Annotated in this window: 11 protein-coding genes; 9 read left to right on the top strand and 2 right to left on the bottom strand. The window is 38.7% G+C overall.

Translation table 11 applies throughout. From position 1 onward, the window contains the following. Positions 1 to 55: 55 nt before the first annotated feature. Complete coding sequence (locus tag BM143_RS07505; RefSeq protein ID WP_090023957.1) at positions 56 to 715, bottom strand: YceI family protein; 660 nt, start codon at positions 713 to 715, stop codon at positions 56 to 58. A gap of 75 nt (positions 716 to 790) precedes the next feature. Between BM143_RS07505 and BM143_RS07500 the strand changes: the two genes are divergently transcribed. Beyond that, the gene (locus BM143_RS07500) at positions 791 to 1,726 is read left to right on the top strand and encodes a sulfate/molybdate ABC transporter ATP-binding protein (protein ID WP_090023956.1); all 936 of its coding nucleotides are present in this window, start codon (positions 791 to 793) and stop codon (positions 1,724 to 1,726) included. Positions 1,727 to 2,028: 302 nt separating this feature from the next. Here the strand turns inward: BM143_RS07500 and BM143_RS07495 are convergent, their stop codons facing one another. Then, positions 2,029 to 2,373 carry a zinc ribbon domain-containing protein YjdM gene (locus BM143_RS07495; RefSeq protein WP_090023955.1) on the bottom strand — a complete coding sequence of 115 codons (345 nt, stop codon included), beginning with the start codon at positions 2,371 to 2,373 and terminating at the stop codon, positions 2,029 to 2,031. Between the two features lie 339 nt (positions 2,374 to 2,712). Between BM143_RS07495 and BM143_RS07490 the strand changes: the two genes are divergently transcribed. The 8 genes from BM143_RS07490 to BM143_RS07455 all read left to right on the top strand — a co-directional run bounded on the left by BM143_RS07490 (position 2,713) and on the right by BM143_RS07455 (position 13,007). Next, positions 2,713 to 3,918: an RsmB/NOP family class I SAM-dependent RNA methyltransferase gene (locus BM143_RS07490; protein ID WP_034728643.1), complete on the top strand. Its 1,206-nt coding sequence runs from the start codon at positions 2,713 to 2,715 to the stop codon at positions 3,916 to 3,918. A 198-nt stretch (positions 3,919 to 4,116) separates the two neighbouring features. Beyond that, positions 4,117 to 5,784: a GLPGLI family protein gene (locus tag BM143_RS07485; protein ID WP_090023954.1), complete on the top strand. Its 1,668-nt coding sequence runs from the start codon at positions 4,117 to 4,119 to the stop codon at positions 5,782 to 5,784. A gap of 319 nt (positions 5,785 to 6,103) precedes the next feature. Continuing rightward, complete coding sequence (gene asnB / locus BM143_RS07480; protein WP_034728647.1) at positions 6,104 to 7,777, top strand: asparagine synthase B; 1,674 nt, start codon at positions 6,104 to 6,106, stop codon at positions 7,775 to 7,777. A 410-nt stretch (positions 7,778 to 8,187) separates the two neighbouring features. Then, positions 8,188 to 9,000 (top strand): hypothetical protein, encoded by an 813-nt coding sequence (locus BM143_RS07475; protein ID WP_034728649.1) that lies wholly within the window; start codon positions 8,188 to 8,190, stop codon positions 8,998 to 9,000. A 139-nt stretch (positions 9,001 to 9,139) separates the two neighbouring features. After that, a complete protein-coding gene (locus tag BM143_RS07470; RefSeq protein ID WP_047455053.1) occupies positions 9,140 to 10,543 on the top strand; it encodes an MFS transporter in 1,404 nt (467 codons plus the stop codon). Between the two features lie 89 nt (positions 10,544 to 10,632). Next, a complete protein-coding gene (locus BM143_RS07465; RefSeq protein ID WP_090023953.1) occupies positions 10,633 to 11,508 on the top strand; it encodes a pirin family protein in 876 nt (291 codons plus the stop codon). A 227-nt stretch (positions 11,509 to 11,735) separates the two neighbouring features. Further along, the gene (locus BM143_RS07460; RefSeq protein ID WP_047455050.1) at positions 11,736 to 12,047 is read left to right on the top strand and encodes a GNAT family N-acetyltransferase; all 312 of its coding nucleotides are present in this window, start codon (positions 11,736 to 11,738) and stop codon (positions 12,045 to 12,047) included. Positions 12,048 to 12,107: 60 nt separating this feature from the next. Continuing rightward, positions 12,108 to 13,007: a pirin family protein gene (locus BM143_RS07455; protein ID WP_047455048.1), complete on the top strand. Its 900-nt coding sequence runs from the start codon at positions 12,108 to 12,110 to the stop codon at positions 13,005 to 13,007. The last annotated feature ends 15 nt before the right edge of the window (positions 13,008 to 13,022 follow it).

The following is a 13,022-nucleotide window of genomic DNA, read 5'->3' as shown; positions in this document are numbered from 1 at the left end:
TCTGCCCCTTTATGGGAGGCAGACTTCAATCACTTATTTCACTTAAATAAAAAAATTATTTCTTTTCTAAAGCTTTAACGCTGATCTGAAGAGTTACATCATCCTTAATCACGCCGTTTTCAGCAGGAGCCTGGAACTTCACGCCAAACTCTTCTCTTTTAATATCCTTAGGCTCGGTAGCTACGCTTACTTCTCCGTCTTTCACAGAGACATTAGCCTTAAACTGAACCGGTTTTGAAATGCCTTTGATCGTCAAATTACCATCAAGAAGCGTATTGTAATCGCCTTCCGTAGAAGGGGTCACTTTCGTAATTTCAAACGAAGCCGTCGGGAATTTTTCCACTTCAAAGAAATCTCCGCTCTTCAGATGACCGTTCAGTTTTCCTAACTGTTCAGCATCATCTTTCAGATCTACAGACGTCAGAGAAGCCATATCAGCAACAAATTTTCCGCTTTCAAGCTTTCCATCTTTTACCGTCACATCACCACTTTCAAACTTGATGGTTCCGAAATGGCTTGTGCTTTCAGTCTTGAATACTTTATATCCTTTCCACTCCACTTTACTGTTTAATGTATCCAGTGTGTACTGGTTCCCGTCTTTTGTAGTTGCCACCTCATTGCTTTCGCTGGTAACCGGTTTGTCTTTTTTACAAGAAACCGCTACAGCTGCCACAAATAAAGCAGGAATAGCTAAAGAAAACAGTTTTTTTCTCATTTTTGATATATTTTTATTACTTCCGCTAATATAATAAAAAATTTTATTTTTTCATAAAAACCTTACATTTGTATGATGCTATTAGAAATAAACAATTTATATTTTTCCCACACCAAAGATAACCCCCTGTTTCAGAACCTAAATCTGGGTTTTGAGGAAGGCAGAATCATTGCTCTTGCAGGAGAAAGCGGATGTGGAAAGTCTACAATGCTTAACCTGATTTACGGACTTCTGGACTGGGAAAGCGGTGAAATTGTTTTTAACGGAAAACATCTTTTGGGACCGAAAGGAAACCTTGTTCCCGGAGAAGCGGAAATGAAACTGGTCGCTCAGAATTTTGATCTGATGCCTTACGCTACCGTTGCCGAAAATGTGGGTAAATTTATTTCGAATATCAATTTAGCCCGGAAAAAAGAAACCGTTATGGAACTTCTGGAAGTGGTAGGCTTGCAAGAGTTTGCTCATATTCTTCCTAAATATTTAAGCGGTGGACAGCAGCAGCGCGTTGCTATTGCCAGAGCACTTTCTGTACTTCCGAAGTTGCTTATTTTAGACGAACCTTTCAGTAATCTGGATTTTCCAAGAAAAATAGAACTTCGCGAAAGACTTTTCAGATATGTGAAACAGCATCAGATTTCCCTGATTATTTCTACCCATGAACTTCAGGACATCATGCCATGGCTTGACCAGATTGTTATTTTGAAAGACGGAAGACTGATCCAGAACGACAGTCCGGAAGAAACGTACAAAAATCCCTACAATTCTTACGTGGCCAAACTTTTTGGGGAAGTCAATATTTTTACTGAAGAAGAAAAAGCAGAATTTCAGATTTCTAAATTTTCATATTATCCTAAAGAAATAAAAATTTCCGAAGATGGTATTGAAGCTGATCTTGTGGAAAGCAGATTTGCAGGAAATCATTACTGGAATAAAGTGAAAGTTCACAGTAAAGAACTTATCGTATATACGGATGAAAAACTAGCAGGAAATATTAAAATTTCATTTGTTTAAAGCAAAAAAAGAAGCCTGTTTTGTGATCCGTCTTTTCGCCATTCTCAGGGCTTAAAACCCATCATTCAAAAATCATAACTCCTACATTTCCTTACACTTATTGTTAATATGTGGATAAAAAAATACAAATGTAAGAAGCCTGTTTAAAACTTTTTCTTACATTTGTATTTCCACAGCATAAGGAAATTTTTGGTTAATTCTCTTTCTGCCTTGAGACGGACATTAGCACCTCCCTGCAATCAAGTCTTTTTGAAAGATTACACTGTCCAATTTTTTCCTTTTTTTATTTTTTGCAATAAGCCTTACGCTTTCTTAACAAACTCAGATTTCAAAGCCATAGACCCGAAACCATCAATTTTACAATCGATATTATGGTCGCTGTCCGGTCTTAATCGAATGTTTTTCACTTTAGTCCCCGCCTTCACAGGTTTTGGAGCTCCTTTCACAGGAAGATCTTTAATGACAACTACAGAATCTCCATCCTGAAGCTCGTTTCCGTTCGAATCCAATATTTTCCCTTCACCAGCTGTTTCAGCAGCCGTCTCTTCAGGACTCCATTCATAAAAACATTGTGAACAGGTCATCATATTATCTGTTGGATAGGTAAATTCAGAGCCGCATTTCGGACAAAGTACAGTATCACTCATATTTTTGATTTTTGCAAAGGTAGGATTTTTGTTTTAGACTTCAGATTTCAGACATGAGACATCAGACTGAGAGAGGAAGACGTCACTGGTGAATTTTGCTTCGCAAGTGAATGGTGAATGCTGGAGTAGAAAACCAAGATTTTAGACATCAGATATCAGACATGTTTCGGGATGCGAGTTTAGGGTTTCGAGATTCGAACCGTCAACTATCAACTAGCAACTCTCAAACACTCCGACTCTCAAACCCTTAAAACCCTCCCACCCTCAAACTCATCAACCCGCTCCTCAACTCTCAACTATAATTCGTACTTTTGCAGATTCAAACAGCGAAGCAAATTTATGGAACTTATTCACAGAAACTTAGCGATCGGAATTCACGATGCTTTACAGGAAACATTTTTCGAGAAAAATAAATACGCCGATAAGGTGATCGAAAGACTATTAAAAGCCCACAGAAAATGGGGAAGCCAGGACAGAGCCGTTGTTTCTGAGATTTTCTATAATATTATCCGCTGGAAAAAACGTCTTGAATATTATATGGGTGAAGGTGTAAAACCTACCAATATCTATAAACTGATGATTGCGTACCTGCTTTGGAGCAAGACCAATTATAAAAAATTTGAGGAATTTGACGGAATCAAAATCGCGGATATCCTTACCAAACTTAAAAAGAATACCGTTCCTACGAAAGCTATCGAACATTCTATTCCTGAATGGCTGGCTGAAACTCTGGAAAAAGAATTAGGTTCCGGATGGGAAAAAGAAATGCACGCTTTAAATGAGCAGGCTGCTACGGTATTAAGAGCAAACAGCTTAAAAACCACTCCTAAAGAATTGATCTCTGACCTTTCTGACGAAGGTGTTGTGGCCTATACGGTAAGAAATTATCCTGATGCTGTACAGCTTGAGGAAAAGAAAAATGTTTTTCTTACGACCGCTTTCAAAGAAGGTTTGTTTGAAGTTCAGGATGCTTCTTCACAGAAAATCGGATATTTCCTTGATGTAAAAGAAGGCCAGAGAGTAGTAGATGCATGTGCTGGAGCGGGTGGAAAAACACTTCACTTAGCTGCATTGATGGGAAATAAAGGACAAATCGTAGCTTTAGATATCTTCGAATGGAAGCTGGCTGAACTGAAGCGTCGTGCCAAAAGAGCAGGTGCCCACAATATCGAAACCCGTATGATCTCCGACAACAAAGTGATCAAGCGTCTTCATGATAAAGTAGACCGACTACTTATTGATGCACCATGTTCAGGACTTGGTGTTTTAAAAAGAAACCCGGACAGTAAATGGAAAATTGATCAGGATTTTATCGACAGAATCAAAAAAGAGCAGCAGCAGATCCTTCAGGATTACTCCAAAATGCTTAAAGTAGGAGGAAAAATGGTGTATGCCACATGTTCTATCTTACCGTCTGAAAATAATTTACAGGTAGAAGAATTTTTGAAAAACAATGCGGGATACAAAATGGTTAAAGATGACAAAGTAATGCCTAGTCAGGGTTACGATGGATTCTATATGGCATTGATTGAGAGAGTTTCTTAATAAGGCTCCATCTAAATACATACAGCTGCTCTATTTCAGGGCAGCTTTTTTTGTCAAAAAATTTTATCGGAGGAATATTTAAGATAGATGTAACATCTGCTTCACTAATCCCTACTTATTATTATATTGTAAAACCGTTTCAGAATCCAGTAGAACTTAGCATAAATATTAGAATTATTTTGCAGAAAACCTGTCCCTATGTATAAAAAAACGCTATTCACTTTCTTCGCTTTATTCTTATGTTGTCTGGCATATGCACAAACATATGAGATCCAGTACACCAGTTCTTACAATGGAAAAGTTCTTACGGAGCAATCTCCTACCCTTGTCTGGGCAGATGCGAAAGAGAATTTTATTCTGAATAATACAATACGCGAGCAGAAAAGCGATTATCCATATGAAATTACTAAGATCGAGAAACCGTCCAATACTGTAGTTTCCTATGCTTTCCTGAAGCCGGGAGAAATTATCTCTTCTTCAGATGCAGAATCCATCGGAAAACAATCCTTCGAATTAACCAATGAAACGAAAAAAATTCTGGGCTATACCTGTAAAAAAGCAGTCACAAAAATCAATTCTAACACGATTGAAGTCTGGTACACCAATGATTTAAAAATCAACGGTGGCCCATCTGTTTTAGGGCAGAACTTAGGTTTTGTATTAGAAATTGAAAGAAATAAAAATTCATTAATCACTGCGAGCTCGATTAAGAAAGTAAAGAAAACAGACATTGATGCTATTATAAAAGGATCCGTGCAATCTACCGATCTTTTAGGGTATAAAGATATGCTTTGGAAAAGTCGTTTTACCACACTGAAGGTTTTTGACAATGAAACGATCAATTTTTCAGATGAATCAAAATCCAATGAAAATGTAAAGAAATTCGCCAACGGAACGATTATCCTTAAAAAAATAAAATTTCCTGCCATCAAGGAAGGTGAAAATATATTTGTAGAAGTTAAACAGCAATCCAATGGTGATGCTTACGACAGAACGGGAACCGTATTTTTTATACCTCAGGATAAAACGTCTTCTTTTTTTGACGGACTGGAAAAAGGAGCTAAAACGCTTCCTTTATATGACAATGGAAACGGAAAGCAGTATTTCGGAGTAACAGCCACTGAAAATTATAGCCCAGCGATAGAAATGATGAGATTTTTTACCGCTTTCGGGATTCAGAAATTTAATCATATTCAGCTGAAAGGAAAAGACTGGCAGACGGTGAGCCCATACCGTCAGGATATCACAGAATTAAAACCGTCGCTTTCCGAAAAAGAACTTTGGGTGGGAGCTTTTATCGGCAACTATGATAAAGGCGGCCATAAAATAAGTCTGGACATCACCATTCATAAAAGTGATCAGACCGTGTATAAAAACAATACAGTGATTCCGCTTTTCAACACTTTAAATATTATGGAAATGGAGGGGCAGGATTATTCAACCATGTTCGATAAGGATAAAGGCCTTTTTGTAGAATTTACCTTAAAAAAAGATCTGAAAAATGCTCAACTGAGATACATTACTACCGGACACGGAGGCTGGGAAAACGGTGATGAATTTGTACCGAAAGCCAATTCTGTATTTTTAGACGGAAAAATGACGTTTTCATTTGTTCCATGGAGATCAGATTGTGGTTCTTACCGTCTTTACAACCCTGCATCAGGGAATTTCCCGGACGGACTTTCTTCATCAGACCTCAGCAGGTCAAACTGGTGTCCCGGAACCGTTACAAATCCTAATTTCATACCACTCGGAGATCTGAAAGCGGGAACACATACGATACAGGTAAAAATCCCCCAGGGAGCCTCAGAAGGCACAAGTTTCAGTTCGTGGAACGTCTCAGGAGTTCTGTTAGGGTCCCAATAAAACAAAACCTTCTTGCAAAGAGAATTGCAAGAAGGTAAAAACACAAATGATGAAAAAAAATTATTTCGAGCCACAAAGTAAGGGCTAAAATTCATATAATAAATTACCATATATTAATAATTATTTCATTTTAATTTTGTATAGGATTTAGACCTTATTTTCCCTCAGCGAAAAAAATTAATTAAATACGTGATAATTGATTGAAATAGTTAATAATTTTCGTTTAAATAAATTATTAAGTTAAAAATATTAACTTTTATTTATTTTTTATTGTTATTTTTAAACATCAAAGCTAATTTTGTTTCAAATAAGTAACAATATGTGTGGAATAGTATGTTTGTTTGATGCCAAACAAAAGACCGAAATACTGAGACCTCAGGTCTTGGAAATGTCAAAAAAGATCCGTCACCGTGGTCCGGACTGGAGCGGAGTATTTCAGGATGAAAAAGTTGTATTTTCTCATGAGAGGCTGGCTATCGTAGATCCTACTTCAGGAAAGCAACCTTTATTCACCAAGGACGGTAAGATAGTCCTTGCCGTGAACGGAGAGATCTATAACCATAGAGAGTTAAAAGAAGAATTTCCTGATTTTGAATTTCAGACCCAGTCGGATTGTGAAGTGATCCTGGCTCTGTACGGAAAATACGGAAAAGATTTCATCGAGAAGCTGAACGGAATCTTCGCATTTGCCCTGTACGATATAGAAAAAGGAATCTACCTGATTGCCCGCGACCATATGGGAATCTGCCCTCTTTATCAGGGATGGGACAAAAACGGAAACTATTATGTAGCTTCTGAATTAAAAGCATTGGAAGGCATCTGCAAAACCATAGAAACATTTCTGCCGGGACACCTTCTATACAGTCCGGACGGCACAGAGCTTCAGCAGTGGTATAAAAGAGACTGGGAAAGCTTTGACAGCGTAAAAGATAACGAAACCGATATTTCAAAAATAAGAAAAGGCCTTGAAGACGCCGTTCACAGACAGCTGATGAGCGATGTTCCTTACGGCGTATTACTTTCCGGAGGATTAGATTCATCCGTTATTTCAGCAGTTACCGCGAAGTTTGCAAGACAAAGGGTTGAAAGTGGCGATACCCAGGAAGCATGGTATCCGAGACTTCACAGTTTTGCAGTAGGTTTGGTAGGATCACCCGATTTGGCCGCCGCAAGAAAAGCAGCTGACCATATCGGATCTGTGCACCATGAAGTAAATTTCACCGTTCAGGAAGGGCTGGATGCTGTACGTGACGTGATTTATCATCTTGAAACGTATGATGTAACTACCATCAGAGCCTCCACGCCGATGTATCTTCTGGCAAGAGTAATTAAATCAATGGGAATCAAAATGGTTCTTTCGGGAGAAGGTTCAGATGAACTTTTCGGAGGTTATCTGTACTTCCACAAAGCTCCCAACGCAAAAGAATTCCATGATGAAACCGTAAGAAAATTGGGCAAGCTCCATTTATATGACTGTTTAAGAGCCAACAAAGCATTGATGAGCTGGGGAATTGAAGGAAGGGTTCCTTTCCTTGATAAAGAATTCATGGACATTGCTATGGCTGTGAACCCAAAAGACAAAATGATCAACGTGGCAGAAGGAAAAATAGAAAAATGGGTATTAAGAAAAGCCTTTGAAGACGTTCTTCCCGATGCTATTGTATGGAGACAGAAAGAGCAGTTTTCAGATGGTGTAGGCTATTCATGGATCGATACCTTGAAAGAAGTTGCCGAAAAAGAAGTCACTGACGAAATGATGACCAACGCGAGATTCAGATTTCCGCTCAACACCCCTCAGAACAAAGAAGAATACCGATACAGAACCATCTTTGAAGAACATTTCCCAAGTGAAACGGCAGCGGCGACAGTTCCTTCCGTTCCTTCGGTAGCCTGCTCCACGCCTATCGCTTTGGAATGGGACGAAGCTTTCAAAAAGATGAACGATCCGAGCGGAAGAGCGGTGAAGGTGCATGAGACGAGTTATGGTTCGTGATGCGTTTGAGTTGGAGAGTTTGAACGTCGGAGAGTTTTAGGGTTTTAGAGTAAGGGAGTTGTTGGTTGCTAGTTACTAGGTGACAGTTGCTGGTTCAAATCCCGGAACCCGGAACCCGTATCCCAAAACGTGTCTGAAATCTGATGTCTGGAATCTAAAATCTTGATTCTTGGCTCTTGGTTCTATATCAAACTTCAAAATTGACCTTTTTCAACCTCAATCTCGGCATTAATCTGGTCTGAAGTCTCATGTCTGAAATCTCACATCTATATAAGATTTTATCAATCCTGTAGCAATACGGGATTTTCTTTTGAATAAACGTTAATAATATAATATAATTTAACTGACAATCAAAAATAATATCTAAGAAATAATTATATTTGGACAACGAAAATATCAATTATAAAAAAATGAGAAGAAATCTTACTGTTTTATTTGCCTTACTATCCATCAGTTTTGCTTTTGGACAGGGAAAATATGGCAAATACTTAAATTCAAAAAAGCTTGCTTTATCTTATAAGACTGTAAAAGATCAGGATAAGGATGACTATTATCAGCAGTTCTACTGGCTGGTAAAAGCGGAGCAGCTTAAAACGTATCCTCACCTTAAAGATGTAAAACCAATCGTTTTATATGAGTTCGTGAAAAAAGTAAATCCACAGAATCCTACCAAAAAACTGGACGACAGAGGAAAAGAGCTTAGAGCAACGGCTGAATTATCTTTAAATCAATATTTTAAGAACAAAAAATTCGAGAACAATTCGGTTTTGATGTACAATCTTGAAACCTATGTAGACCCCTCTAAAGGACAATTCTACACAAGGGTAGATCCTGAGAAAATCAAAGAGCTTGTTCCTAAAGAATTGTTTGCATTCAACTCTTTAAACAGAAACTTAGGGGAAGAAAAAACCTATTACCTGTGGATCGACAAGAAAAAAGATGACTTAAATATTGTAGACATCATCCCTAGCGAAAAAGAAGACAAAGATTTCTACGTAAGACTAAAACAGTATCTTCCAGGCTATAAGTTTTCCAAATATGTTCCGACTGTGAAAAAGGGAAACAAATCAGACAAAACAGATATCGATTATTACTATATCATGCCGTTTGAACAGAACACCGATAACATCGAGTACAAAACAAAAGATTTCAAAACTTACATCTTAAGCCAGTACAGAAAAGCCGGCAACGAATGGAAAGGAGTAGAAAAACCTAGAAAATAAACTGAAAAGTCCTGTGAAAATTCACAGGACTTTTTTAATTTTATATGAAATTCTTTATCTAAGAATCAGACTGTTTTAAAACAGTATTCTTTTCAATAAAAATAAATCTGGAAATCATTGGATTTTCAGTCTACACCGAATGACAGAAACAAACCCGCAACAGATCTCTGTAAAAAAAATACTTCCACTCATCCTGGCGACTGCCATCTTTATGCAGATGCTGGATTCCACGATCCTGAACACTTCCCTGCCCTCCATCGCCAAGGACCTTCATGAATCTCCGCTCAATATGCAGAATGCCATCATCAGTTATGTACTGACATTGGCTGTCTTCATGCCTGCCAGCGGTTTTCTGGCGGATCGGTTTGGAACCAAAAAAGTATTTATTTTTTCATTGATTCTTTTCAGCTTAGGCTCACTGTTCTGCTCCATGTCACAGAATCTTACCCATCTCGTTATTTCGAGGGTGATTCAGGGTGTCGGGGGAAGTTTGATGACACCGGTAGGAAAACTGGCTTTGATTAAAACATTTGACAAAAGTGAATTGCTTAAAGCCATGAACTTCGCCATTATTCCTGCTCTGATCGGTCCCGTACTCGGTCCGTTAGTCGGTGGGTATATGGTGGATTATCTTTCGTGGCACTGGATTTTCCTGATCAATATTCCCATCGGAATTTTAGGAATTGTTTTAGGGTTAAAATACATGCCGGACTACAAATCCACCGATGTCGATTTTGATTTAAAAGGATTCTTAATCTTTGCGGCAGCATCGCTTCTGCTCTCTATTTCACTGGAACTGTTCGGGGATATGCAGAATATAAGTCCCGTACTTTTTGTATTTATTTTGGGCTTTTTATTCCTTTACTATTATTACAAACATGCAAGAAGAGGAGGAAATCCTATTTTCCCGCTTGATCTTTTCCAGGTGAGAACTTTCCGCGTAGGTATTGTAGGAAACCTGGCGACCAGATTAGGGATCAGCTCGGTTCCGTTATTGCTTCCTTTAATGATTCAGATTGCTTACAAACAGTCAGCGGTAACTTCCGGATGGATCATTGCTCCGATGGCTCTGACCGCTATGTTCGGGAAATCATCGGTGATCAAAATTTTAGATAAATACGGATACAGACAGACATTGATGGTGAATACATTCATCATCGGAACCCTGATCTGTCTTCTCGCCATTCCCGATATTCATGCCTCTTTATATTGGTTTGTCCCCATTATTGCCATATTAGGATTTTTCAACTCTATCCAGTTCACTTCGATGAATACCATTTCCATTGCAGATCTAAGAAACTTCCAGACCAGCAGCGGGAATTCATTAATATCCGTTAATCAGCAGCTGGCAATAGGTTTCGGAATCGCTTTCGGACTGATTGTATTAAAACTATTTGAAAGCTCAGACCTCATCAAAGGAGAAACTCACAACGCTTTCCGCTATACTTTCCTTACTGTAGGAATCCTGACCATCATCTCAGGTTTTGTTTTCAGAAGACTTCACATTTCGGATGGAAAAAACATGAAATCCAAGGAAGAATAAGAACTGACAACACCTGCGCCGAACTTAACACAGATCAATGTATCTGATTTCTCTCTACCGTATTTTTGTTATATAAAATTCACAATATTATGACAGCGAAAAAAGTAGAAATCGTAGTATCTCCAAAACCAGCCCATTTTGTAGGGGACGGTTTTAGGGTTCATAATTTTATACCAGGGGTACACGGATTGGATATGAAAAGAATGGACCCGTTCATTATGCTTGATTACAATTCAAAATTTCACTTCAATGGTTCGGAAAGACCAAGAGGCGTGGGCGTTCATCCGCACAGAGGTTTTGAAACGGTAACGATAGCTTATCAGGGGAAAGTAGAACATCATGACAGCGCCGGCGGTGGCGGAATCATAGGCGAAGGGGACGTACAGTGGATGACTGCTGCAAAAGGAGTTCTTCACAAAGAATATCACGAAACCGAATGGTCTAAAAAAGGCGGTATTTTTCAGATGGTCCAGCTATGGGTCAATCTTCCCGCAAAAAATAAAATGAGCTGCCCGAAATACCAGGCGATAGAAAATTCGGCAATGGAACGTGTTAATCTGGGTGAAAACGGTTTAGTGGAAATCATTGCGGGAGAATATAGCGGACACAAAGGTCCTGCGGAAACATTCACTCCTTTAAACATGATGAATGCTAAATTAAAGGCAGGCGGAAAAGCTGAGTTCAGTTTCCCGGCCAACTTTAATACGGCGGCATTGGTCATTGAAGGAAGTATTACCGTAAACGGAGAGCAAAAAGCAGCAGCAGATCATCTAGTTTTATTTAAAAATGAAGGCGAAACGTTCAGCATTGAAGCTCATGAAGACAGCATAGTTCTGATCATCAGCGGAGAACCTATCAACGAGCCTATCTATCCTCACGGACCTTTTGTGATGAATTCAAGGGAGGAAATTATGCAGGCTTTCGAAGATTACAATACCGGGAAGTTCGGTTATCTGGAAGATTAACAGAATTAAATTTCTCTTAATCTTACATTATTCCTTTTTTAGTAACTTTATCTAATGTGTTTGGTGAAGCGCAAAGACGAAAGTTTAATTGAAATGTGATGTTTAATCAATGCATCAAACCTTATCGGTTTTTGAAATCTATAAGGTTTAGTGAAATAATGAAAAGCATTCTAATATTTGATCTTTTCTCTTTGCGGTCCACCAACCTATTTATCCTATAAAAATTTATGAAACCAGAATTTGAAAATATACCGCTTGTAAAAGCAGCAACAAGATTTGAAATAGAAATCGACGGACATTTTGCCTTTATCGATTATCGTGAAATGGGTCACCAGATTGCTCTGGTACACACAGAAGCAGATCCGGAACTGGCCGGAACAGGAGCAGCCGTGGCTGTTGTAGAGAAAACACTGGCCTATATTGAAGAGAATGAAAAAAAGCTTCTTCCTTTCTGCCCTTATGTTTTTGCCTACATTAAGAAGCATCCGGAGTGGAAACGTATTGTTGATGAAAAATTTGAAGGTTACGACAAACTGTAATCTCAGATTCAAAAATTTATTCAATCAGCTTAAACACAATTCAAAAACATTTACTTTATTATGTCAAATATCGGACTTATCATAGAAGAAAAAGCAGCAGATATAGGAAATTTCCTGGTGGGAAGACTTCTTCCTTTCCGTGAAAAAAGAGCGGTGGGACCTTTTGTTTTCATCGATCATATGGGGCCTTCTGAACTGAAGGACTATCAAAATCTTGATGTACCTCCGCATCCTCATATCGGTCTGTCAACTTTAACGTACCTTTTGGAAGGATCTATTTTTCACAGAGACAGCATCGGAAGTGCAATTGAAATCAAACCAGGCGCTGTAAACTGGATGACTGCCGGAAAAGGCGTAGTGCATTCAGAGAGAACGCCTGAATATTTAAGACACAGCGATAAAAGACTTCACGGATTCCAGATCTGGGTAGGTCTTCCAAAACATCTGGAGCAGACAGAACCTAGCTTCCATCATATCGAAGCCGACGAAATCCCTACATGGGAAGAGGATGGAATTCAGTATAAACTGATTGCCGGTGAGGCTTTCGGCAGAACTTCTGCAGTTCCTGTTCACAGCAAGTTATTTTTCATCGAAATTAAAACCAAAGAAGCAAAGAAAATCAGCATTGGAAAAGACCTTTATGGTGAAGCAGCAATGTATGTACTGGACGGAACGGTTTCCACAGAAGGAAATACGTACGGTTCAAAACAGCTGATGATCGCTAAAGACACCAAACTGTGTGAATTCGATATGAGTGAAAACGGTACGGTCTATCTTTTCGGTGGCGAACCTTTTGATGAAGAGCGTTTTATATTCTGGAATTTTGTAAATTCAGACAAAGAATTGCTTGATCAGGCCAAAGTCAACTGGAATGATCAGAACCACGATGCGTTTCCTTTGGTACCCGGTGACGAGAAAGAATACGTCCCGTTACCTAAGGCTATTTTAAACAGAAAATAACAGTCAGGCCACATT

The sequence above is a fragment of the Chryseobacterium oleae genome (genome assembly GCF_900115055.1).
Classification (GTDB): Bacteria; Bacteroidota; Bacteroidia; order Flavobacteriales; family Weeksellaceae; genus Chryseobacterium; species Chryseobacterium oleae.
This window is presented reverse-complemented; position numbering and strand designations above follow the sequence as displayed.

Coding starts and splice junctions, on each gene's coding strand:
- BM143_RS07505 (WP_090023957.1), bottom strand. CDS start 715: ATGAGAAAAAAACTGTTTTCTTTAGCTATTCCTGCTTTATTTGTGGCA.
- BM143_RS07500 (WP_090023956.1), top strand. CDS start 791: ATGCTATTAGAAATAAACAATTTATATTTTTCCCACACCAAAGATAAC.
- BM143_RS07495 (WP_090023955.1), bottom strand. CDS start 2,373: ATGAGTGATACTGTACTTTGTCCGAAATGCGGCTCTGAATTTACCTAT.
- BM143_RS07490 (WP_034728643.1), top strand. CDS start 2,713: ATGGAACTTATTCACAGAAACTTAGCGATCGGAATTCACGATGCTTTA.
- BM143_RS07485 (WP_090023954.1), top strand. CDS start 4,117: ATGTATAAAAAAACGCTATTCACTTTCTTCGCTTTATTCTTATGTTGT.
- asnB (WP_034728647.1), top strand. CDS start 6,104: ATGTGTGGAATAGTATGTTTGTTTGATGCCAAACAAAAGACCGAAATA.
- BM143_RS07475 (WP_034728649.1), top strand. CDS start 8,188: ATGAGAAGAAATCTTACTGTTTTATTTGCCTTACTATCCATCAGTTTT.
- BM143_RS07470 (WP_047455053.1), top strand. CDS start 9,140: ATGACAGAAACAAACCCGCAACAGATCTCTGTAAAAAAAATACTTCCA.
- BM143_RS07465 (WP_090023953.1), top strand. CDS start 10,633: ATGACAGCGAAAAAAGTAGAAATCGTAGTATCTCCAAAACCAGCCCAT.
- BM143_RS07460 (WP_047455050.1), top strand. CDS start 11,736: ATGAAACCAGAATTTGAAAATATACCGCTTGTAAAAGCAGCAACAAGA.
- BM143_RS07455 (WP_047455048.1), top strand. CDS start 12,108: ATGTCAAATATCGGACTTATCATAGAAGAAAAAGCAGCAGATATAGGA.